Origin of the sequence: Thiomonas sp. SCN 64-16 (genome assembly GCF_001725585.1) — a bacterium.
GTDB lineage: Bacteria > Pseudomonadota > Gammaproteobacteria > Burkholderiales > Burkholderiaceae_C > Thiomonas > Thiomonas arsenitoxydans.
In genome coordinates this window covers 23650-44684 of the sequence record NZ_MEGQ01000007.1, presented here as the reverse complement: position 1 = coordinate 44684, position 21035 = coordinate 23650, and the positions used below count along the sequence as shown (strand labels likewise).

General features: G+C 64.0%; 20 protein-coding genes. 7 read left to right on the top strand and 13 right to left on the bottom strand.

The features are described from left to right. Entirely contained in the window at nt 1–1107 is a 1107-nt protein-coding gene (locus tag ABT24_RS03230; RefSeq protein ID WP_013105781.1) for an aromatic ring-hydroxylating oxygenase subunit alpha, read from the bottom strand. A gap of 132 nt (nt 1108–1239) precedes the next feature. Here ABT24_RS03230 and ABT24_RS03225 point away from each other — a divergent pair, with 132 nt between their 5' ends. The 4 genes from ABT24_RS03225 to dxs are packed head-to-tail and all read left to right on the top strand — an operon-like array spanning nt 1240 to nt 4974. Further along, nucleotides 1240–1506: an exodeoxyribonuclease VII small subunit gene (locus ABT24_RS03225; RefSeq protein ID WP_156052637.1), complete on the top strand. Its 267-nt coding sequence runs from the start codon at nt 1240–1242 to the stop codon at nt 1504–1506. Next, nucleotides 1493–2473, top strand: coding sequence for a polyprenyl synthetase family protein (locus ABT24_RS03220; RefSeq protein WP_276728479.1), 981 nt, complete (start codon nt 1493–1495; stop codon nt 2471–2473). The genes ABT24_RS03225 and ABT24_RS03220 overlap by 14 nt, the downstream gene beginning before the upstream one ends. 45 nt (nt 2474–2518) lie before the next feature. After that, nucleotides 2519–3019 (top strand): disulfide bond formation protein B, encoded by a 501-nt coding sequence (locus tag ABT24_RS03215; RefSeq protein WP_276728475.1) that lies wholly within the window; start codon nt 2519–2521, stop codon nt 3017–3019. 41 nt (nt 3020–3060) lie between these two features. Further along, nucleotides 3061–4974, top strand: a complete 1914-nt coding sequence (dxs, locus tag ABT24_RS03210) for a 1-deoxy-D-xylulose-5-phosphate synthase (RefSeq protein WP_276728472.1) — start codon at nt 3061–3063, stop codon at nt 4972–4974. Between the two features lie 4 nt (nt 4975–4978). Here dxs and ABT24_RS03205 read toward each other — a convergent pair whose 3' ends face one another. Then, nucleotides 4979–5926: a zinc ABC transporter substrate-binding protein gene (locus ABT24_RS03205; protein WP_276728470.1), complete on the bottom strand. Its 948-nt coding sequence runs from the start codon at nt 5924–5926 to the stop codon at nt 4979–4981. Nucleotides 5927–6027: 101 nt separating this feature from the next. Between ABT24_RS03205 and ABT24_RS03200 the strand changes: the two genes are divergently transcribed. From ABT24_RS03200 to folE2, 3 genes are all read left to right on the top strand, one after another. Continuing rightward, complete coding sequence (locus ABT24_RS03200) at nt 6028–6798, top strand: ATP-binding cassette domain-containing protein (RefSeq protein ID WP_276728467.1); 771 nt, start codon at nt 6028–6030, stop codon at nt 6796–6798. Continuing rightward, nucleotides 6791–7591 carry a metal ABC transporter permease gene (locus tag ABT24_RS03195; RefSeq protein WP_276728464.1) on the top strand — a complete coding sequence of 267 codons (801 nt, stop codon included), beginning with the start codon at nt 6791–6793 and terminating at the stop codon, nt 7589–7591. Before ABT24_RS03200 ends, ABT24_RS03195 begins: the two co-directional genes overlap by 8 nt. Nucleotides 7592–7875: 284 nt before the next feature. Further along, nucleotides 7876–8664 (top strand): GTP cyclohydrolase FolE2, encoded by a 789-nt coding sequence (gene folE2 / locus ABT24_RS03190; protein ID WP_276728460.1) that lies wholly within the window; start codon nt 7876–7878, stop codon nt 8662–8664. Nucleotides 8665–8670: 6 nt separating this feature from the next. Here folE2 and mutS read toward each other — a convergent pair whose 3' ends face one another. The 11 genes from mutS to ABT24_RS03135 form a co-directional block, all read right to left on the bottom strand. Continuing rightward, the gene (mutS, locus tag ABT24_RS03185) at nt 8671–11223 is read right to left on the bottom strand and encodes a DNA mismatch repair protein MutS (protein WP_286737336.1); all 2553 of its coding nucleotides are present in this window, start codon (nt 11221–11223) and stop codon (nt 8671–8673) included. An 805-nt stretch (nt 11224–12028) separates the two neighbouring features. Beyond that, entirely contained in the window at nt 12029–13699 is a 1671-nt protein-coding gene (merA, locus tag ABT24_RS03180) for a mercury(II) reductase (RefSeq protein ID WP_276728457.1), read from the bottom strand. Nucleotides 13700–13792: 93 nt separating this feature from the next. Continuing rightward, nucleotides 13793–14071 (bottom strand): mercury resistance system periplasmic binding protein MerP, encoded by a 279-nt coding sequence (gene merP, locus ABT24_RS03175; RefSeq protein ID WP_013123236.1) that lies wholly within the window; start codon nt 14069–14071, stop codon nt 13793–13795. Between the two features lie 16 nt (nt 14072–14087). Then, a complete protein-coding gene (gene merT / locus ABT24_RS03170; protein WP_276708647.1) occupies nt 14088–14453 on the bottom strand; it encodes a mercuric ion transporter MerT in 366 nt (121 codons plus the stop codon). A gap of 139 nt (nt 14454–14592) precedes the next feature. Next, entirely contained in the window at nt 14593–15012 is a 420-nt protein-coding gene (gene merR, locus ABT24_RS03165; protein WP_276728454.1) for a mercury resistance transcriptional regulator MerR, read from the bottom strand. A 241-nt stretch (nt 15013–15253) separates the two neighbouring features. After that, on the bottom strand, nt 15254–16246 hold the full coding sequence (locus tag ABT24_RS03160) for an NADPH:quinone oxidoreductase family protein (RefSeq protein WP_276708646.1): 993 nt from the start codon (nt 16244–16246) through the stop codon (nt 15254–15256). After that, a complete protein-coding gene (locus ABT24_RS03155; protein WP_276728451.1) occupies nt 16243–17127 on the bottom strand; it encodes an SDR family NAD(P)-dependent oxidoreductase in 885 nt (294 codons plus the stop codon). Before ABT24_RS03155 ends, ABT24_RS03160 begins: the two co-directional genes overlap by 4 nt. A 38-nt stretch (nt 17128–17165) precedes the next feature. Then, nucleotides 17166–18284, bottom strand: a complete 1119-nt coding sequence (locus ABT24_RS03150; RefSeq protein ID WP_276728448.1) for a zinc-binding dehydrogenase — start codon at nt 18282–18284, stop codon at nt 17166–17168. Nucleotides 18285–18303: 19 nt separating this feature from the next. After that, nucleotides 18304–19428 (bottom strand): acyl-CoA dehydrogenase family protein, encoded by a 1125-nt coding sequence (locus ABT24_RS03145; RefSeq protein ID WP_276728445.1) that lies wholly within the window; start codon nt 19426–19428, stop codon nt 18304–18306. A gap of 11 nt (nt 19429–19439) precedes the next feature. After that, complete coding sequence (locus tag ABT24_RS03140; protein ID WP_276728443.1) at nt 19440–20624, bottom strand: acyl-CoA dehydrogenase family protein; 1185 nt, start codon at nt 20622–20624, stop codon at nt 19440–19442. Nucleotides 20625–20637: 13 nt separating this feature from the next. Continuing rightward, nucleotides 20638–20877 (bottom strand): hypothetical protein, encoded by a 240-nt coding sequence (locus tag ABT24_RS03135; RefSeq protein WP_041608407.1) that lies wholly within the window; start codon nt 20875–20877, stop codon nt 20638–20640. Between the last annotated feature and the right edge of the window lie 158 nt (nt 20878–21035).

Here is a 21035-nt window from a genome sequence, read left to right as displayed (position 1 = left end):
TCAGGCTGGAACCTGCAGTTTGTCGCGGTACCAGGCGTGGAAGTGGCGCATGCCGTCTTCCATCGGCGACTGGTAGGGGCCGTGCTGATCGTCACCGCGCTCAAACAGCGCTTTGCGGCCAGCGTCCATGCGCTCGGCGATCTCGTCGTCTTCTGCACAGGTTTCCATATAGGCCGCACGCTCGGCCATGATGAACTCGCGCTCGAACGCTGCGATTTCTTCCGGGTAGAAAAACTCCACCATGTTCAGGGTCTTCTGTGGGCCCAGCGGGTAGAGCGTGGACACCACGAGTACGTGCGGATACCACTCCAGCATGATGTTGGGGTAGAGGGTGAGCCAGATGGCGCCGTGTTCGGGCAGCTTTTTGTCGGAGCGGAAGTTGAGTACCGCCTGATGCCATTTGCTGTACACCGCGCTGCCCGGGTGCTGCAGACCTTCATGAACGCCCACGGTCTGCACGCTCCACTGCGGCGCGAACTGCCATTGCAGCACGTTGCAATCGACGAATTTGCCCAGCCCGGGATGGAAGGGCACGACGTGGTAGTCCTCCAGATAGACCTCGATGAAGGTCTTCCAGTTGTAGTTGCACACGTGCATTTCGGTGTGGTCGTGCACAAAGCCGGTGAAGTCGAACTCCTTGAGCACGGCCAGTTGCGCCATGGTCTGGGCCACGGGATAGCCGTTGTCCTCGAACAGCATGCCGTTCCAGCGCTGCAGCGGGTAGGTTTGCAGATGCAGGCAGGGGTCTTGCTCGAAGTGCGGGGCGCCGACGAGTTGACCGTCGAGACCGTAGGTCCAGCGGTGCAGCGGGCAGACGATGTTCTTGCCCGTGCTGCCCATGCCGCGCAGCATCACGGCCTGTCGGTGGCGGCAGATGTTGGAGAGCAGTTCAATGCCTTCAGGCCCGTGAATCAGCGCGCGGCCTTCACCTTCCTGGGCGAGCGCGGCGTAGTCGCCGATCTTGGGTACCGTGAGTTCATGTCCGAGATAGCGCGGGCCGGAGCGGAATATCTGTTCCTGCTCCAGCTTGAACAAGTCGTCATCGAAATAGGTTGAAACCGGCAATTGCAAATGATCTTGCGACAGACGAATGCTCAGATCGGACATGATGGCGATGCACCTCCACAATTCGTTGAAAAGAACCCCTACCTAATGCAGCGGCCGATTGTAGAGTCCATGCTTCACGCCGAGCCGCGATGCCGCGCCTAAAATGGGTGCCTTTCATCCCTTCGCCACAAGATGCCCGCCGCCAAAACTGCCCGCCATGCCGATCAGGCCCCAGCCAGCTACGAACAGGCGCTGGCCGAGTTGGAGCAGATCGTGCAGGCCATGGAAGGAGGGCAGCTCAGCCTCGACGACACGCTGTCTTCCTACAAGCGTGGCAATCTGCTGCTGCAGTTCTGCCGCAGCAAGCTGCAGGCGGTGGAGCAGCAGGTTCAAGTGCTCGATGGCGAGCAGCTCAAACCCTTGCGCACGGAACCCGATGAGGAGGATGACCGTGTCTGAGGTGCTGCAGTTGGAGAGCGTGCCACCGGGTTCCACCGAACCGGGCTTGCTGCCGCTCAACCACTCCTTCGATCACTGGCTGCACCAGCACCAGGCTCGGGCCCAGCAGTTGATCGAGCGCTTCGTGCCGCCGGAGCATCCGCTGGTGCCGCAGTTGCACGAGGCCATGCACTATGCCGCAGCCATGGGGGGCAAGAGGGTTCGGCCCTTGCTGGTGTGGGCTGCGGGCGAGTGTGTGCAGGCCGACGATCAGGCGCTCGACCGTGCCGCCTGCGCGGTGGAACTGGTGCATGCCTATTCGCTGGTGCACGACGATCTGCCCTGCATGGACGACGACGTGCTGCGGCGCGGCCAACCCACAACCCATGTGCGATTTGGTGAAGCCCTGGCGCTGCTAGCCGGAGATGCCTTGCAAGCCCTGGCCTACGAAGTGCTGACGCCCGAGGCAGACATCGCCCCGGCGCTGCAGGCGCGGCTGTGTGCGTTGCTGGCGCGGGCTTCCGGCGCGGACGGCATGGCCGGTGGCCAAACGCTCGATATTCTTGCGACCGGAGGTGCGGTCAGCGGTGACGATCTGATGCATATGCACAGCCGCAAGACCGGCGCCTTGCTCAAGGCCAGCGTTCTGATGGGCGCAGCCTGCGGCGGGTTCGATACGGCGCATCCGGCGCAAACGTATACGGCTCTGGAAACCTATGGCGACGCCGTGGGCCTTGCCTTTCAGGTGGTAGATGACATTCTGGATGTCACCGCCGATTCACACACCCTCGGAAAAACCGCGGGCAAAGACGCGCAGCAAAACAAGTCCACCTACGTCTCGGCGCTGGGTCTCGACGCCGCGCGCAAACTGGCGCATGGTCTGCGTGACAAGGCGCAGGCCGCACTCGACACCCTGCCGCCGCCGCAACGCGCGGCCAGCCAGCGCTTGCGCGAACTGGCCGATCTGATCGTGTTGCGCGAGCATTGACCTGGCCACATCTCGATTTCCCCATCTACTCAAGAGACAGTCGCTATGAATCAACGCCAAGGTGGCGCGCTCCCGGCTCTCGCTGCAGCCACTGCGCTGGGCTCGCTGGGCGGGGCGCTCTGGCTGCAGCGCAAGGGGTTTGCCCCCTGTCCGCTGTGCATTCTGCAGCGCATGGCTTATCTGGGTGTGTTGATTTTTTCGCTTTCCGCCATCAGCCTGATCCGCTCGAATGCTCAGCTTGCCGCGCGTGTCGTGTTGGGCTTCGGAGTGCTCAGCGGCCTTGTCGGGCTGGGTTTTGCCGCCCGGCATATCTGGCTGGTTTTGCACCCGGGGCAGCTCTGCGGCCTCGATCCGCTGGCTGCCGTGATCAACCACTGGCCGGTTACGCAGTGGGCGCCGTGGATGTTTCGCGCAGATGGGCTTTGCGCCGATACCCCTTCGGTGTTCGGTTTGGCGCTGCCGTTCTGGTCTGCGGCCGGATTCGTTTTGGCGTCTGCCCTGCTGGTCGCCGCGATGTGGCGTCGCGCTTCTCCCCCAACACGCTGACTCAGGCGCCGCTCCACGCGTGGTTCCACGCTTCGCCCCTTATGACTGCTTCGTTTTCTCTGCTGAACCGCATCGCCTCGCCTGAAGACCTGCGTGCGCTCGACCGCGCGCACCTGCGGCAACTGGCGGTTGAGCTGCGTGAATTCATTCTGCAATCGGTGTCGCGCACTGGCGGGCATCTGTCGTCGAACCTCGGCACCGTGGAATTGACCATTGCCTTGCACGCCGTGTTCAACACCCCGCATGACCGACTGGTGTGGGATGTCGGGCATCAGACCTACGCCCACAAAATTCTCACCGGACGCCGCGAAGGCATGCGCGGCTTGCGGCAGAAGGGCGGCATATCCGGCTTTCCGCGCCGTGACGAATCGCCGTTCGATGCCTTCGGCACCGCCCATTCGTCCACCTCGATTTCGGCCGCGCTGGGCATGGCGCTGGCCGCGCAGCGCAAAGGCGAATCGCGGCGCGTGGTCGCCGTGATCGGCGATGGAGCGCTCACGGGGGGCATGGCTTTCGAGGCGCTCAACAACGCCGGCGTGCATCCCGAGGCCGATCTGCTCATCGTGCTCAACGACAACGACATGTCGATCTCTCCGCCGGTGGGCGCGCTCAATCGCCACCTCACCGGCCTGCTGTCGGGCGGACTGTTCACCGCCGCGCGCAGCACCGCCAAGCAGGTGCTCAGCGCCGCGCCGCCTTTGCTGGGTCTGGCGCGCCGCCTGGAGGAATATGCCAAGGGGCTGGTGGCGCCTTCGCCTTTGTTCGAAGAGCTCGGGGTGAAGTATTTCGGCCCGATCGACGGGCACGACCTCGACGCGCTCATTCCCACCCTGCACAATCTGCGCGACATGCACGGGCCCATCCTGCTGCATGTGGTGACCAAGAAGGGGCAGGGCTACAAGCTGGCCGAGGCCGATCCGGTGGCCTATCACGGGCCGGGGCGGTTCGATCCGGCCGTGGGGCTGGCGCCCGGCAAACCGGGCAAGGCCCCCACCTTCACTCAGGTGTTCGGTCAGTGGCTGTGCGACATGGCGCAGGCCGACGCGCGTCTGGTGGGCATCACGCCGGCCATGCGCGAGGGCTCCGGCCTAGTTGAGTTTGCCGAGCGCTTTCCGCAGCGTTATTTCGATGTCGGCATTGCCGAGCAGCACGCAGTCACCTTTGCTGCCGGTCTGGCTTGCGAAGGCATGAAGCCGGTGGTAGCGATCTACTCCACCTTCCTGCAGCGCGGCTACGACCAGGTGATTCACGATGTGGCCATTCAGAATCTGCCGGTGATGTTCGCGGTGGACCGGGCCGGTGTGGTGGGGGCTGACGGGGCGACGCATACCGGCGCCTTCGACATCCCCTTCCTGCGCTGCGTGCCCAATCTCAGCGTGCTCGCCCCGGCCGACGAAAACGAATGCCGGCAATTGCTCACCACGGCCTACCGCCACGATGGCCCTGCGGCCGTGCGCTACCCGCGCGGCAGCGGTGCCGGCGTGTCCGTGCAGACCGCACTCACCGAATTGCCCTGGGGGAAATCGCAGCCGCGGCGCGCCAGTGCCGCCAAGCCGGGACAGCGCATCGCCATACTCGCTTTCGGCCCGGTGCTCTACGCCGCGTTACAGGCGGCTGAAGAGTTCGACGCCAGCGTGATCAATATGCGCTTTGTGAAACCGCTCGATGCGGCGGCGCTGCTGGCCGCTGCAAGTAGTCACGATGCTCTGGTCACCGTGGAAGAAGGGGTGGTCAGTGGCGGGGCGGGCTCGGCCTGTCTGGAGGCATTGCAGGCAGCGGGCGTTCAGATTCCGGTGCTCAACCTCGGTCTGCCCGACGCCTGGCTCGAACATGGCGACCCCGCGCAAATCACCACTGACATCGGCCTGGACGCCGCGGGCATTGCCGCGAGCGTGCGCAAACGCTTTGGCGCCTTGCTACATCCCGCAGGACGTCAGCGCGCGGCCAACGAATAAAACCTCACGGTGCGCTGAGGCACTGGCCGAGGTTATTCGCCAGATTGCGCATCAGCTGGGTATAGCCTTCCAGGCCCAGCGGGCCCTTGGCGCCGAGCGGGTCGAGTGTGCCGACTCGCGCCCGGGTTCCTTCGATCAAGGTCTGCACCAGACGCGGTTCGAACTGAGGCTCGGCAAACACGCAGACCACGCCCAGCGACTTGATCTTGTCGCGCATCTGACTCACGCGTCGCGCATTGGCCATGGCGTCGGGGCTGACCAGAATCGAGCCGACCGCACGCAGCCCGAAGGCATGTTCGAAGTATTGATAAGCGTCGTGAAACACGATGAAGGGCTTGCTTTTGACCGGGACGAGTTGCGCGGTGAGTTCCGCCGTCATGGCATCGATACGCTGCACCGCTTGCTCTGCATTGGCTTGGTATTGCGCCGCATGTTGCGGGTCTTTCGCCGCCAGCGCGCGGGCTGCGCTGCGCACGATGACCTTGGCATTGGTGGGCGACAGCCAGAGATGGCCATCGAAGCTGCCGGTGTGCACAGGGTCATGTTCGACACCGTGTTCATGCTCGTCGCCGTGGTCGTGCGACACCGCCAGCTTCGGGGCAGGGCGCTTGCGCTCCCAGTCGCCGCCCGTGCGCGCGGGCAGCAAGTCCATGCCGGGCTGGGTGGAAAGAGTGACCACCTGGGTCGATTTGGGCAGCGCCTTGATGATCTTGGTCAGCGCAGGCTCGACGTCCGGCCCGATCCAGAACAGAAGCTGCGCCTGTTCGGCGCTGGCTCGCTCCGAGGGCTTTAACGCATAGGTGTGGGGCGAATTTCCCGGCGGAATCAGCACCGTGGGTTTGCCCACCCCGGCCATGACGGCCGCCACCAGATCGGCCACGGGTTTGATACTCACCGCGACCCGCGGCGTTTCAGCCTGCGCCCCCAGCGGGGTCAGGGTGGCAGCGAGCAAAGCCGAAAGGGATAAGAGGCGTCGTAGGAAGATCATTTTGAACGATGACGTGGAGAAAGTAATTAGTTACAATATAACACTTGCAACAGAAAATAACGCCCTTGTCTCCCACAGAACCCCTTATCGCCGTCGAGGGCATCCATGTGCAACGCCACGGTAACGCGCTGCTCACCGACGTCAGCCTACGCGTGCTGCCGCGCCAGATCGTGACGCTGGTCGGCCCGAATGGTGCGGGAAAGACCACGCTGGTGCGCGTGCTGCTCGGCTTGATGACCGCGGATCGCGGCGCCGTGCGGGGGCGTAGCGGTCTGCGCGTGGGCTATGTTCCGCAGCGTTTCACCCCGCCGCCCAGCCTGCCGATGGATGTGGACGGTTTTCTGCGTCTGGCGGGCCCGAGTACCGAGCCGCAGCGCGAGCAGCGGCTGGACGATAACGGCGCCGGCGATCTGCTGCGACGACCGCTGCGGGCGCTTTCCGGCGGGGAAATGCAGCGGGTTCTGCTCGCCCGGGCGATGCTGCGCAAGCCCGATTTGCTGGTGCTCGACGAACCGGCGCAAGGGCTCGATGTGCAGGGTCAGCAGGAGTTCTATGCGTTGATCGCCCGCCTGCGTGACGCATCCGGTTGTGGCGTGCTGCTGATTTCGCACGATCTGCATCTGGTCATGGCCGCCACCGACGAGGTGGTTTGCCTGGAGCGCCATGTGTGCTGCGTGGGGCGGCCCGAAGACATCAGCGTACATCCGGAGTACCTGCGACTTTTCGGGCGCGATCTGACCGGGCTGGCGGTCTATCGTCATCACCACGATCATCATCACGACCTGCACGGCAATATCGTGTCCGATGAAGCCGAAGGACGGGCGCACCATGACTGAATTCCTGCTGCCTGATTTCGTCTGGCGCGCCTTGATCGGCGGCGTGGGCGTGGCGCTGCTGGCAGGGCCGCTCGGTTGTTTTGTGGTGTGGCGCCGCATGGCCTACTTCGGCGAAACGCTGGCGCACTCGGCCTTTCTGGGGGTGGCGCTGGGGCTGCTGCTGCACCTCGATCCGGTCTTTGGCGTGCTGGCGGTGAGCGTGGTCATCGCCCTCGTTCTGGCGCGGCGACAACCGGCTGAAGGCATTGCCGAAGACACGCTGCTCGGCCTGCTGGCGCACACCAGTCTGGCGCTGGGCTTGGTGGTGCTGGCCTTCATGGAGGACGTGCGCGTCGATTTGTTCTCTTACCTGTTCGGCGACATCCTGGCGCTCAGGGCGGCGGATTTGGGCTGGATCCTCCTGATCGACGTCGTGGGCCTGTCTTTGCTGGCTTGGTTGTGGCAGGGCTTGCTGGCGCTCACCGTGCATGAAGAACTCGCCGCCGTCGAGGGGCGGCGGGTGAAATGGCTGCAACTGGCGTTCATGCTGGTGCTGGCGGTTTTCGTCGCGCTGGCGATGAAGCTCGTGGGTATTTTGCTCACCGTTGCCATGCTCATCATTCCGGCGGCGGCGGCGCGGCGACTGGCGCGCACGCCGGTGCAGATGGCGCTGGGCGCGGCCGCAATCGGTGCAGTCGCCGTCCTGCTGGGGCTGCTGGCCTCACTGCATTCCGACCTGCCCTCGGGCCCGGCCATGGTGGTCGCGGCGGCGCTGCTGTTTCTGCTGCTGCGGGTGCTCCCGCAGCGCGGCTGAGAGGGTGTGAACAAATCCGCCATGCCCGCTCATCGCGCCCAAATCGTCCCACTCGGCGTTGCAAATGCGCGCCGTGCCGACGGGCACGGCTGTGCTTTGCGCCTTGATTGGAACCCTTTGGGCGCGCTGCTCGGCCACGCCGGATTCATTCACACCCTCTGGCGCCGCCATTTCCGCAGACCGGACAAGGATGTGCGCTGTCCGGGATAATCCGAGAACTTTTCTCAACTATGCCCCGGGCGGGCGATGCCAAATCCCATCGGCGCAGCCCCACCCGTCATTCCATGAACAAACCCTTTGAAGCCATTCCGGATATCCAGAGCACTGCGGACGAGCGCCATATCGCGATCCAGCGGGTCGGGGTCAAGGGTTTGCGCTATCCGCTCAATGTGCGTCTGCGCGACGGCAGCATTCACCCGAGCATCGCCCAGGTAACGGCCGATGTGGCGCTGCCCGCCGAGAAAAAGGGCACGCATATGTCGCGCTTCGTCGAACTGCTCGAGGCTATGCCCGAGGCGATGGACGCGCAGGCGTTTGCCGCGCTCACCCGTCAGATGCTGCCCAAGCTGAATGCCACGGCGGGGCGTCTGGAATTCGCCTTCACCCTGTTTCTGCGCAAGACCGCGCCGGTCTCGGGCGTGCAAAGCCTGCTCGACTACGAAGCGGGGTGGATCGCCGAAGCGCGCGGCGATCAGCTCAAGCTGACCGCCAAGGTCATGGTGCCGGTGAAATCGCTGTGCCCGTGTTCGAAGGAAATCTCGGATTACGGCGCGCACAACCAGCGCTCGCACATCACCATCACGGCCGAATTGCTTCAGCCCGTGGCGCTGGAAGAACTCATCCGCATTGCCGAGGAAGAGGCGTCGTGCGAGATCTGGGGCTTGCTCAAGCGCCCGGACGAAAAATATGTCACCGAGCACGCCTACGAAAATCCCAAATTCGTCGAGGATCTGGTGCGTGATGTCGCCGCCCGGCTCAATGCCGATCCGCGTATCGGGCATTACGTGGCCGAGGCGGAGAACTTTGAGTCCATCCACAATCACTCGGCCTACGCGCTGATCGAGCGGGTTTGAGCGGCGTCATGCGAGCTCGCGCAAGGCCTTGAGACGGTAGAGGGTTTCAAGCGCCTGGCGTGGCGTGAGGGTGTCGGGATCGATGTCATCGAGCGCCTCGATCACCGCTTCGTGCGTGGGGGCTGGCGCTGGCTCTGCTTCATCGATTTCTGCACACGCGGCAAACAAATCGAGCTGCGCTTCCTGTTGCTGATGCTGGCGTTCCAGCGCGTCGAGCCGCTTGCGGGCGTCGCGGATGACGGCAGGCGGCACCCCCGCCAACTGGGCGACCTGCACGCCATAGCTGCGGCTGGCCGGCCCTTCGCGCACCTCGTGCAGAAACACAATGCCCTGCGGCGTTTCCGCTGCGCCCACATGCACATTGGCGGCCTGCGGGTGGCGCAACACCATGTCCGTCAACTCGAAGTAATGCGTGGCGAACAGGGTGAGGCTGCGGTTGCGGTCGTGCAACTGCGCCGCAATGGCTGCGGCCAGCGCGAGGCCGTCGAAAGTGGAGGTGCCGCGCCCGACCTCGTCCATCAACACCAGGCTGTGCGGTGTGGCTTGCCGCAGAATCGCTGCGGTTTCGGCCAATTCGACCATGAAGGTCGATTGCCCGCCGGCCAGATCGTCGGAGGCGCCGATGCGGGTGAAAATCGCGTCCAGCGGGCCGATGCGAGCGCTGCGGGCCGGGACATAGCTGCCGAGATAGGCGAGCAGGGCGATCAGCGCGGTCTGCCGCATATAGGTGGATTTGCCGCCCATGTTCGGCCCGGTGAGAATGAGCAGGCGGCGCTGTTCGTCGAGCTGGCAATCGTTGGGAATGAAGCGGTCGACCCGGCTCTCGATGACCGGATGGCGGCCACCCACGATGTCGATGCCCGGCACCTCGACGAACTCGGGGCAGACCCAGCCGAAGGTGCTCGCGCGCTCGGCTAGGGCGGCCAGGGTGTCGAGCAGGGCGACGGCCTGTGCGGCGCGGCGGATATCGGCCAGCGCGGGTTGCAGCGCTTCGACGACGCCCTCGAACAAGACTTTCTCACGTGCCAGTGCGCGATCCTGCGCGGAAAGCGCCTTGTCTTCGAAGGCCTTAAGTTCCGGGGTGATGTAGCGCTCGGCGCCTTTGAGCGTTTGCCGGCGGCGGTAGTCGTCGGGCACTTTGTCGGTTTGGCCGTGAGTGACTTCGATGAAAAACCCATGAACCTTGTTGTATTGCACCCGCAGATTGGCGATGCCGGTGCGCGCGCGCTCGCGCTGTTCCAACTCCATGAGAAAGCTGCCGCAGTCGGTGTCGATGGCGCGGAGTTCGTCGAGTTCGGCATCGAAATCGGCCGCGATCACACCGCCATCGCGCAGATTCAGCGCCGGTTCGGCCGCGATGGCGCGTTGCAGCAAGGCGGTGGGTTCGGGCGGCAAATCAAGCTGCGCATCGATGGTTTGCAGCAAGGCGCAGCGTTCGAACGCGGCCGCCTGGCGACGCAGTGCAGGCAGGCGCTGCAGGCCGTCGCGCAACGCCGACAGTTCGCGCGGCTTGGCCTGCTTCAGCGCGATGCGCGCGGCAATGCGCTCCAGATCGGCCATGCCGCGCAGGCTGCCACGCAATGCCGCCAAGTCGCCGTCGATCAGTGCCTGCAAAGCGGCGTGGCGCGCGCGGGCGACGTTGGCGTCACGCGGTGGCGCCTGCAACCAGTCGCGCAGCAAGCGGCTGCCCGCCGCAGTCTGACAACTGTCGAGATGGGAAAGCAGCGTGGGGCTGTCTTCGCCGCGCAAGGGTTGCAGAATCTCCAGATTCCGGCGGGCCACGGCGTCCAGCCGCAGACTGTGCTCGGCTCGCTCAACGCGCAGATCGGCCAGCAGGGGCAGCGTGCCGCCCTGGGTCTGCTCGGCGTAGGTCAACAAGGCGGCAGCGGCGGCGTGTGCCGCGCCCAGGGCTTGCGCGCCGAACCCGTCGAGATGCGCCACCTGCAATTGCGCGCAGAGCTTGCGCAGACCGAGCGCGGCGTCGAAATGCCATTCCGGTCGCTCGGTCGTATGGGGCCAACGAGGTTCGTTCGGCAGGCTTTGGTGTTGCGGCCACAACACCTCGGCAGGCGCGATGCGGGCCAGCCAGTCGGGCAGGGCGGCCGCTTCGCATTGCGCCAGAGTGAGGCCGCCGCCGGTCAGCGCCATCCACGCCAGCCCCCATTCGCCACGCGCCGATTTCGGCGGCGCAACGGCCAGCAGAATGGCGTCGCGCTTGTCGTCGAGCAGCGTCTGTTCGGTGAGCGTGCCCGGTGTGACCACCCGCACCACACGGCGTTCGACCAGCCCCTTGGCCTGCGCCGGATCGCCGATCTGCTCACAGATCGCCGCTGACTCACCGAGCTTGACGAGTTTGGCCAGATAGCCATCGAGCGCCTGCGCCGGCACCCCAGCCATGATGACCGGCTCGCCCGCCGACTGACCGCGCCGGGTCAGCGTGATGTCGAGCAGCCGCGCGGCCTTCTCGGCGTCGTCGTAAAACAGTTCGTAGAAATCGCCCATGCGACACAACAGCAGCGTGCCGGGATGCTCCGCCTTCATGCGCAGGTATTGCTGCATCAGCGGGGTGTGCGCGGAAATGCTACTCAATTGATTTCCTTGATAAAATTTTCTAAGTTATTGTTGATAATAGGTATTTTCAGCATATCGAGCGCGTGGCGAGAGCCTGAGAAATCGGAACATCGCCCTGCGCCACATCTCTGCACTCATGATTAAGGCATAGCTTTTTGGGCGTTGATAAAAAAGTTACGCCAAAAATTTCGCCTCCCAGAAAAACTTACGCTGACCTTTGTGCCAATTATGGAGTTTGACGCTCGCTGCTCTCATGCTCTTTCCGGGAAAGCTCATGGCGCCCACACCGGGTAAATGCCAGAGCCCAACGGTACGCGATGTTTGCGATATCTATCTGAGAGGGCACATCAAGAATCGAGCCGAAAAGAGGAGGGTGGAGATTCGTCGGACGTTCGATTTGATGCGCGCAGGCATTGCCGACCACGATGCCGCCACAGTCACCCGCAAGGTCGCATCAGTTCATCTCAGCGATTCGACCACATCCCAGTGCAGGCGGCGATGCTGCAAGGAATTGAGGGCGGCCTGGGACTACCGCCCGGATTCCGGCGATCTTCCGCAGACCACGCCAAATGGGTGGCGTTCGGCGCTGCGCGGCAAACTCAAGTCCAAAGAGCGCGCGAAGCTGTTCGATGAGTCGCAAGGGCAACGGCTGGGATCATGCGCCGACCGAGAGCCTGTGGGCCAGCCCGATGAAGTTCGAAGCAAACTGGCACGCGGGCCAGTCAAAACAAGCCGCGTAACCAGGTGGCTTTGGACTACGTCGAACAGGGGCAAGGTCTCTGCTTCGATCGGCTCACCCCGCGCAGCATGACAGTTGCGTCACATCCTTGGTGAAGGTCTGTGCGGCCAGCTTCAGGCCTTCGACCATGGTCAGGTAGGGGAAGAGTTGGTCGGCCAGTTGCTGCACCGTCATGCGGTTGCGAATGGCGAGCGCGGCCGTCTGGATGAGTTCGCCAGCTTCGGCGGCCACCGCCTGGACGCCGAGCAGGCGTCCGCTTTGCGCCTCGGCGACCAGCTTGATGAAGCCGCGCGTATCGAAGTTGGCCAGGGCGCGGGGGACGTTGTCCAGGCTCAGCGTGCGGCTGTCGGTCTGGATGCCTTGTCGCTGCGCCTGCGCCTCGGTCAGCCCCACCGTGGCCACTTGCGGGTCGGTGAACACCACGGCCGGCATGGCCGAGAGGTCGAGCGTCGCCTCGCCGCCGGTCATGTTGATGGCCGCACGCGTGCCCCCGGCTGCGGCCACATAGACGAATTGCGGCTGATCGGTGCAGTCGCCCGCGGCGTAAATGTGCGGCACATTGGTGCGCAAATGGTCATCGACCACGATGGCGCCGCGCGCATCGCACTCGACGCCCGCGGCTTGCAGATGCAACTCAGCCGTATTGGGCGCGCGACCCGTGGCCACCAGCAGGCGCTCGGCGCGGATCTCGCCTTGGTTCGTGCTCAGCGCGAAGCAGCCGTCGGCATAGGTTACCGTGCTGACTTGGGCGTGAGTCAGCACGGTGAGGCCCTCTTCGCGCAGCGCGGCGGTGAGGGTCTCGCCGATGGCCGGGTCGTCGCGCGACAGCAGGGTGTTGCGTGCAAGCAGGGTGACCTGGCTGCCTAGGCGGGAGTAGGCCTGGGCCAGCTCCAGCGCGACGACCGAGGAGCCGATGACCGCCAGGCGCGGCGGAATCGTGTCACTTTCCAGCGCCTCGGTCGACGTCCAGTACGGCGTGCCCTTCAGTCCCGCAATCGGAGGAATGGACGCGCTGGCGCCGGTGGCGATGAGGCAGCGATCGAAGCGCACCTGGCGTGTGTTGCCGTCGTGCAGGGTCACGGCCAGCGTTCGGTCGTCCAAGAATCGGGCGGTGCCGCGCAGGGTGGCGATGGCGGGCTGACCCTCGAGGATGCTTTCGTATTTGGCGTGGCGCAGCTCGTCCACCCGCGCCTGCTGCTGGGCGAGCAGCCTGTCGCGCAGGATGGCGGGCGAGGTGGGTGGGAGGCCCGCGTCGAACGGGCTGCGGCGGCGCAACTGGGCGATGTGCGCGGCGCGGATCATGATCTTGGACGGCACACAGCCGACGTTGACGCAGGTGCCGCCGATCACCCCGCGTTCGATCAGCGTGACGCGCGCGCCGCTGTCGGCCGCCTTGATCGCCGCCGCCATGGCCGCGCCGCCGCTGCCGATGACGGCGATGCGCAGATCGCTGGCGTCACCGCGGGCAGGATGGGTAGAACGGGCCGAGTCGGTCGAACCGTACGATGGTGTCGGCGCACGATCCGCCTGCTTTGCCGCGTAGCCCGCCTTGGCCACGGCCGCAGCCATCGCCTCGAACGAGATGCTGTCATCGGTCACGACTTCGGCCGTCCCCAGCGGGTACGACACCTGCGCGGACTTCACGCCCGGCAGGCTCTCCAGGGTGCTTTTGACGTGGGTGGCGCAGGCGTTGCAGGTCATGCCGCTGATGCTCAGGATTTCCATGGGCTTCTCTTCGGGTTGGAGGGGGCCGGTTCAGATCGGCCGGTCGCGTGCGCTGCGGCCGCAGCAAAGCGCGATCGGCTCATCACAGACGGCTTATTGCACGACCGTCGAGGGATAGCCCGCATCGGTGGTGGCTTTGATCAGGGTCTTGACGTTGGTCTTGGCATTGTCGAAGGTGACCACGGCGTCTTTTTTCATCTCATCCACGCTGACTTTTTCCACGCCGGGAACGGCGGTCAGCGCTTTGTGCACGGTGATCGGGCAGACCCCGCAGGTCATGCCCGGCACGGCGAGGGTCACGGTCTGCTCTGCAGCCCAGGCAGGGGCACTGAAAACGCAGGCGGCGGCAATAGCAGTCAGGAGCTTGTTCATGAGGATTCCTTTCGATTCAATAAAACAGGGGAGCGACATAGGGAAACGACAGCGCCACGACGATCAGCGCGGCGACGATCCAGAACAGCAGCCGGTAGGTGGCGTTGACCTGGGGAATGGCGCAGACCTCGCCCGGTCTGCAGGCTGCAGGCGCTCTGAACAGGCGGCGCCAGGCGAAGAACAGGGCGATGAGAGCCGCGCCGATGAAAATCGGCCGATACGGTTCAAGCAGGGTCAGATTGCCGATCCACGCGCCGCTGATGCCCAGCGACAGCAGGATCAGCGGGCCCAGGCAACAGGTCGAGGCCAGGATGGCCGCGAGCCCGCCGGCAAACAGCGCGCCGCGCCCGGTGGGCGCGTGTGGTGGTCTGGATTGCGACATGCCGAAACTCCATGGAGTGGACGATGTCGGCACTGTAGAGCCGTACCAAAGTACGGAGTCAAGCAGCATCGCGCCTTGGTTGACAAGGCGGCATGGCCTTTGCCGTTCAGCCGACGCACGGCCGCTGGAACCTGGCTGGTCAGGGAGCGTGAACCTCGCCGTGGAGCGCGTCGATCAGGGGGCAGGACATGGAGCCATCGCTGCAGGCGCAGGCGCGAATCATCTCGGCCAGCGCCACCTCGATGCGCCTGAGGTTGTCGAGCTTGGTGCGCACATCGCGGAGCTTGCGCTCACCGAGCTCACGCGCCTGGTCGCAGTGCATGCCGTCATCGAGCTGCAGCAGACCGGCAATCTCGTCGAGGCTGAAGCCCAGACCTTGGGCCGATTTGATGAAACGCAGGCGGGCAACGTCACCGGGCCCGTAATGACGGAAGCTTCCCTGGGTTCGCTCGGGTTCACCCAGCAAGCCCTTGCGCTGGTAGAACCGGATGGTTTCGACGTTGACTCCGACCGCCTTGGCGACGGCGCCGATGGTCAAACCATTTGAATTAAGTTGCATCGTCTTGGCTCCGATTCGGGGCGGCAAATTGCTGCGCTACGGGACGAGCTGCCGATCGGCGCCAACAGCTCCGATTCAAATGGCAGGCATTGATCGTCATGCTTTCTAAGTGCGATCGCGTGTAGCCTTTGCGATCGTTGCGACTGGAAAGCTGCGCGCCTATGGCTGCATTATTCTCAAAAAGGGGTGTGGCTCTGAGGGGCGAATGAAACCTAACCTCACATGCCGAACGGCAGTTGATTCAGACCCCGGATTCGGCCATGATGCGCACCACGATCTTGCCCTTGGCCTCGCGCTGGCTGAGCCGCAGAAGGGCTTGCGTGGCCTGCTCCAAACCCAGCTGTTCCGTGATTTCCGGGCGCACACTCCCAGCCACAAACCACTGCAGCAATTGCCGCACGTTGGCGGCATGCTGCCTGGGGTTGCGCTGCACGGCCTCGCCCCAGTACACGCCGAGAATCTGACGCTCCTTCAGTAGCGCCAGATTCAGAGGGATGCGGGGAATGTCGCCCGCAGCGAAACCCACCACCAGGTAGCGGCCACGCCAAGCCGTGGCGCGCAGCGCGGCTTCGGCGTAAACGCCACCCACAGGATCCAGCACCACGTCGGCGCCTTTGCCTTCGGTCAGTCCCATCAGGCGTTGCCGCAGATCCTCGCTGGCATAGTCCAGCAGCGTGTCAGCGCCATGCTGCTGCGCCAATTCCAGCTTGGCCTTGGTCGAAGCTGCGGCGATCACCCGCGCACCCATGGCCTTGGCAATGTCGACTGCGGCCAACCCCACGCCGCCACCCGCACCCAGCACGGCCAAGGTCTCGCCGGGTTGCAACTGTGCGACGTCTTTAAGCGCATGGATGCAGGTGCCGTAAGTCAGCATGAACGCCGCGCCCTGCTCGAACGACATGCCGGACGGCAAAGGCATGATGCGCTGCGCATCCACTGCGCAGCGCTCGGCCAGGCCGCCGTGACCGGCGAAGGCGATGACGGCATCGCCAGGTTTGTAGGCCGTCACGTCTGCGCCCACCTGGAGGATGATTCCGGAGAACTCGGCGCCGGGTGAAAAAGGTAGGGCAGGCTTGGCTTGGTAAAGGCCCTGGACGATGAGCGCATCAGGGAAATTCAGTGCGCAGGCACGCACTGCAACCACCACCTCGCCAGCTGCCGGCACTGGATCAGGGGCATCTTGCAGCCGCAAGGTATCAATCGGGCCATAGGCTGTGCAGAGCAAGGCTTTCATCGTGACGCCTCCGCTGCCTTGCTTGGCCTAGACGCGGCAGGCGGGGTGAGTGGTGTGGGGTTACGGCCCAGCACCATGTCCTGAGCGCGCAACTCCACCGCCTGCAGAATTTTGCGGTGCGGCACGATGTAGAACTGGCCATGCTCTATGGCCGCGAAGGTGATGCCCGCAATGTCGTCAGGCGTGAGCTTGCTGGACTGCACCGCTTGGGCCATGCGCTGGGCATAGGCGGCCGATTGCGGCGTCAACTCGGGTTCGGTGCCGAAACGCGGCTGGCGGTGGCGCGCACTCTGGTTGATGCCGGTGGGTACCCAGGCCGGACAAAGCACCGAAACACCGACCTGCGATGCCTGCTCGGTAAGCTCCGCATACAAGGTTTCCGACAAGGTGACCACGCCGTGCTTGCTCACGTTATAAGCTGCCATGCCGGGACTGGACACCAAGCCTGCTGCGGAGGCGGTGTTCACCACATGGCTGGGCTCGCTTTGCCGTTGCATGCGCGGCACGAAATGGCGAATGCCGTGAACCACGCTCATCAGGTTGACGCCCAGCACCCAGTCCCAGTCGGCGGTGCTGTGCTCGGTGGTCAAGCGGCTGTAGCCCACGCCAGCGTTGTTGCACAGCAGGTGCACAGCGCCGAAGCGGGCAAAACTGGCATCGGCCAGGGCTGCCACATCGGCCTCGCGGCTGACATCGGCGGCATGCAACAGCAGGCGCTCGGGCGGCAGGTCGAGGCTCGCTGCAGCGTGGTGCAAGCGTTCGGTGTCGAGGTCGGTCAGCACCAGCTTCATATTGCGCCTGGCCGCCTGCCGCGCCAGGGCGAGACCAATACCACCGGCGGCCCCGGTAATGACAGCAATGTTGTCTTGGTAGATTTGCATGGTGGTTTTGTGAGTGGGTTTCAGGAGCAGCCTGACGTTCAGTCGGGGTCGAACACGATGACGCCACGGGCGTTGTGCCCGGCTTGCAAGTCGGCGAAGGCTTGCGCGGCTTGTTCGATGGCGTAGCGCTGGGTGATGAGTTCGTCGAGCTTCAGCCGTCCGCAGCGGTAGAGCGCAATCAGCCGCGGAAAGTCCTGGCGCGGTCGCGCCGAGCCATACATGCTGCCGGTGAGGGTTTTTTCCTCAAAGGTCAGGCTGGCGGTGCGCACGCTGGTGGTGTCGGCCTGCGCCGCCACACCGACCACCACGGCAGTTCCGCCTTTGCGCAAGCTGGCGTAGGCTTGCGCGACAAGCACGCCCGAACCGACACACTCGAAGGCGTAGTCCACGCCGCCGCCTGTGAGCTTCTTGATGGTCTTGACCACATTCGAATCGGTGCTGGCGTCGATGGTGAGCGTGGCGCCGAACAGGCGGGCGAATTCAAGCTTGTGCGCCATGGTGTCCACGGCGATGATGCTTGCGGCTCCTGCGATGGAACTGCCTTGAATGGCGCTCAAACCCACACCACCGCAGCCAAACACGACCACGCTGGAGCCGGCCTCCACCCGTGCGGTGTTGAAGGCCGCGCCCACGCCAGTCATCACGCCACATGCAATCAAACAGGCTGGTTCCAGCGGCATGGCGGCCTCGATTTTCACCACGTTGTCAACATGCAGTGTGGCGAATTCAGCCATCACGCCGCAACCTGAGAACACCGAAAGCGGCTGGTTGTCCGTGTCGAAGCTGCGTACGCTGCCATCGGGCAGCGTGGTCAAGGTTCTGGCAGCCTGATCACATAATTGCGGCCGACCGGTCTGACAATAGCGGCAGTGGCCACACATGCTGACGAAGGAAGTCACCACGGAATCGCCAACGGCAAGCTCGGTCACGCCTTCGCCGATCTCGACGACGACGCCTGCGCCCTCGTGCCCCAGCACCAAAGGCGGTGGCATGGGAATGGTGCCATTCGTCGCCGAGAGGTCGCTGTGGCACACCCCACAAGCGGCTAGGCGGATGGTGACTTCGTTGCGGCGCGGCGGCTCGACGCGGATGGTCTCAACTTCAAACGGCCGATCCGGTCCACGGCAGACAACGGCGCGGGCATTGCGTACGGGCATGGCTGGACTCCAGAGTGCGTCAGGCTGCGCGCAGGCTGTTGGCGTAGCGCTGCAAATGGCTGTCGCTATCGTGTAGCCAGAGTTCGATGACGGTGAGTCGCTTGAACCAATGGCTCACCTGCATCTCGTCGGTCATGCCCATGCCGCCGTGCAATTGCACGGCCTGTTGCGACACATAGCTGCAAGCCTGGCCGACACGGGCTTTGGCGGCTGCCAGCAGTCGGGTGCGTTGCACGGCGTCGCCCTGTGTGCAGACATCGGCGGCAAGCAAGGCCATGGATCGTGCCTGCTCAAGTTCCATCCACATGCGCACGGCGCGGTGTTGCAGCACCTGAAAGCGGCCTATGGGCTGGCCGAATTGTTGGCGTGTGTTGAGGTAAGTCACTGTGGCGTCCAGCGTGGCTTGAAGGATGCCGACGGCCTCGGCGCACAGTGCGGCGAGCCAGACATCGCGCATGGCGCCGTATAGCGCAGCGCCCTGGCCGGGCCGGTCTATGCGGGCTGCAGCAAGCAGGCGTACGCCGTCGAACGTCACGTTGGCGGCACGCTGGCCATCGAGCAGGGGATAGGCGCGGAGATGCACGCCGCTGCTGCCTGGCTCCACTGCGAACCAAGCCATTTGTCCATCATCAGCAGTTGCCGAGACCAGCAGCACATCGGCAAACTGCGCCTGCAGCACCAAACTCTTTGCGCCGTGTAGCAGCCAGCCATCGCCGTCGTGTCGCGCCTGGGTTTGCGGTTGCTCGGTGGCGAAGCCTTGCTCGGCCTCGAAGTGCGCAGGCGTGGCAATCGCTCGGCCTTCAGCCATACGCGGCAACCAGGCACGCGCTGCTGCCGTTTCGCTGCACCCGCTCAGCAGATGCGTGGCCAGGAGGCTGCTTGCGACCACGGGCTCCAGGGGCAGCGCAGGCGCCAGGGTCTGCAGCGCATGCAGGCCGTCCTGCACACTTGCGCCCAGGCCGCCGAAGGTCTCGGGCACCAGCAGCGCGGTTATGCCAAGCTCGGCCAGCAGGGCCCAGGACTGCGGACTGAAACCCGCGCCAGCCGCAAGCGCGCGGCGCTGTTCGAAGCTGTAGTCGCGCTGCATGAAGCGCTCCAGGGCGTCAGCCAGTTGGCTTTGTTGTTCCGTTGCGTGCCACTGCATGGTGCGCCTCCTCACAGGCCCAGCGCACGCGCCAGGATGCCGTTTTGAATTTCGTTGCTGCCACCAAAGATGGAAAGCTTGCGCCAATTGGCGTATTGCGCGGCCAGCCTGCCACTCTCGTCCTCGTCTTTGTTCCCGGAATCCGGCGTTTGGAATTCGAAGGACAGGGCGCGATGACCCGCGGCGTGCATCAGCAGCTCAGCCACACGCTGTTGCAACTCACTGCCCAGCACCTTGAGCATCGAGCTTTCCGGTCCCGGTGGGCCTTCGCGTTGCAGCATGCGCAGTTGCGTGATTTCCAGCGCCAACAGGTCGATCTCCAGTTGGGCAATGCGTGACGCGAACAGCGGATCATCCTGCAGCGTTCTCCCTGGCTTCGATTCACGCGCTACCAGATCTGTCAGCCGCGACAGTTCCCGCTTGGCGATGCCGACTCCGGCAATATTGCTGCGCTCATGCCCCAGCAGATATTTGGCAATGGTCCAACCCTGGTTTTCATCGCCGACACGGTTGGCAACAGGCACGCGCACGGCGTCGAGCCAGACTTCGTTCACCTCGTGCTCACCGTCCAGAGTGATGATGGGACGCACGCTGACGCCGGGCGAACGCATGTTGATCAGCAAGAAGGAAATACCCTGCTGTGGCTTGGCTGCCGTGTCGGTGCGTACCAGACAGAACATCCAGTCTGCGTATTGCCCAAGCGTGGTCCAGGTCTTCTGGCCGGTAACGATATAGTCGTCATCATCACGCACTGCGCGGGTTTTGAGCGATGCCAGATCCGAGCCAGCGCCTGGTTCGGAATAGCCCTGACACCACCACACATCTCCACTGACAATGCCAGGTAGCAGCGTCTTGCGCTGCGTCTCCGTACCAAAACGCATCAGTACAGGGGCCAGCATCTTGAGGCCGAATGGCAGTTGTCGCGGCGCTCCGGCCCGGGCACATTCCTCATCGAAAATGGCTTGCTGCACGGCGTTCCACGAGGTGCCGCCATACTGCAACGGCCAGTTGGGCGCGCCCCATCCATGGGCGTGGAGGATGCGTTGCCAGAGAACAAAATCGTCTTTGTTCAAACGTAAGCCATGCAGAACCTTGTGGCGTAGCGATGCGGGCAGTTTGTCATGAAGGAATGCACGAACTTCAGCGCGAAACGGTGCGTATTCCGGAGTGAAATCGGGTTCGAAATCCATGTTCATCTGGCGTACCTGTCTAGGTCGTAAATGCCTGAATGCCGGTCTGCGCGCACCATTGGATTAGTGCGTGCATCTCTTCTTGTGTGCGAGTTTGCAGGCCGTCAGGATCGGAGCCGTATTCAATCTCCGACAGGCCGAAAGAGCCGATTTTTGCCTTGCCGTAAATTGGCGGTAGCGGGGAATCCGGCAATCCCATGTCGCCAAAGGCGTGGAACAGCCCAGGGTCGTTGGTTTCATGGCGGACGGCCTGCAACATCTTGGGGCAAGTTCTCGTGCACAAAACTCGGGCGCGGCACCATGCACAGCACGCTTGTCGACCGAGATTTGCAACTCCAGGTGCAAGGAATCGTCCCCATGAAAATGGCGGGCTGACCATAAAAAAGTATGAAAATTTGATGAAAGTCGAATCAATGT

Bases quoted from the DNA above. Each gene is read 5' to 3' on its own strand.
- ABT24_RS03230 (WP_013105781.1), bottom strand. From the start codon at position 1,107: ATGTCCGATCTGAGCATTCGTCTGTCGCAAGATCATTTGCAATTGCCG.
- ABT24_RS03225 (WP_156052637.1), top strand. From the start codon at position 1,240: ATGCCCGCCGCCAAAACTGCCCGCCATGCCGATCAGGCCCCAGCCAGC.
- ABT24_RS03220 (WP_276728479.1), top strand. From the start codon at position 1,493: ATGACCGTGTCTGAGGTGCTGCAGTTGGAGAGCGTGCCACCGGGTTCC.
- ABT24_RS03215 (WP_276728475.1), top strand. From the start codon at position 2,519: ATGAATCAACGCCAAGGTGGCGCGCTCCCGGCTCTCGCTGCAGCCACT.
- dxs (WP_276728472.1), top strand. From the start codon at position 3,061: ATGACTGCTTCGTTTTCTCTGCTGAACCGCATCGCCTCGCCTGAAGAC.
- ABT24_RS03195 (WP_276728464.1), top strand. From the start codon at position 6,791: ATGACTGAATTCCTGCTGCCTGATTTCGTCTGGCGCGCCTTGATCGGC.
- folE2 (WP_276728460.1), top strand. From the start codon at position 7,876: ATGAACAAACCCTTTGAAGCCATTCCGGATATCCAGAGCACTGCGGAC.
- mutS (WP_286737336.1), bottom strand. From the start codon at position 11,223: ATGCAGCAATACCTGCGCATGAAGGCGGAGCATCCCGGCACGCTGCTG.
- merA (WP_276728457.1), bottom strand. From the start codon at position 13,699: ATGGAAATCCTGAGCATCAGCGGCATGACCTGCAACGCCTGCGCCACC.
- merP (WP_013123236.1), bottom strand. From the start codon at position 14,071: ATGAACAAGCTCCTGACTGCTATTGCCGCCGCCTGCGTTTTCAGTGCC.
- merT (WP_276708647.1), bottom strand. From the start codon at position 14,453: ATGTCGCAATCCAGACCACCACACGCGCCCACCGGGCGCGGCGCGCTG.
- merR (WP_276728454.1), bottom strand. From the start codon at position 15,012: ATGCAACTTAATTCAAATGGTTTGACCATCGGCGCCGTCGCCAAGGCG.
- ABT24_RS03160 (WP_276708646.1), bottom strand. From the start codon at position 16,246: ATGAAAGCCTTGCTCTGCACAGCCTATGGCCCGATTGATACCTTGCGG.
- ABT24_RS03155 (WP_276728451.1), bottom strand. From the start codon at position 17,127: ATGCAAATCTACCAAGACAACATTGCTGTCATTACCGGGGCCGCCGGT.
- ABT24_RS03150 (WP_276728448.1), bottom strand. From the start codon at position 18,284: ATGCCCGTACGCAATGCCCGCGCCGTTGTCTGCCGTGGACCGGATCGG.
- ABT24_RS03145 (WP_276728445.1), bottom strand. From the start codon at position 19,428: ATGCAGTGGCACGCAACGGAACAACAAAGCCAACTGGCTGACGCCCTG.
- ABT24_RS03140 (WP_276728443.1), bottom strand. From the start codon at position 20,624: ATGAACATGGATTTCGAACCCGATTTCACTCCGGAATACGCACCGTTT.
- ABT24_RS03135 (WP_041608407.1), bottom strand. From the start codon at position 20,877: ATGTTGCAGGCCGTCCGCCATGAAACCAACGACCCTGGGCTGTTCCAC.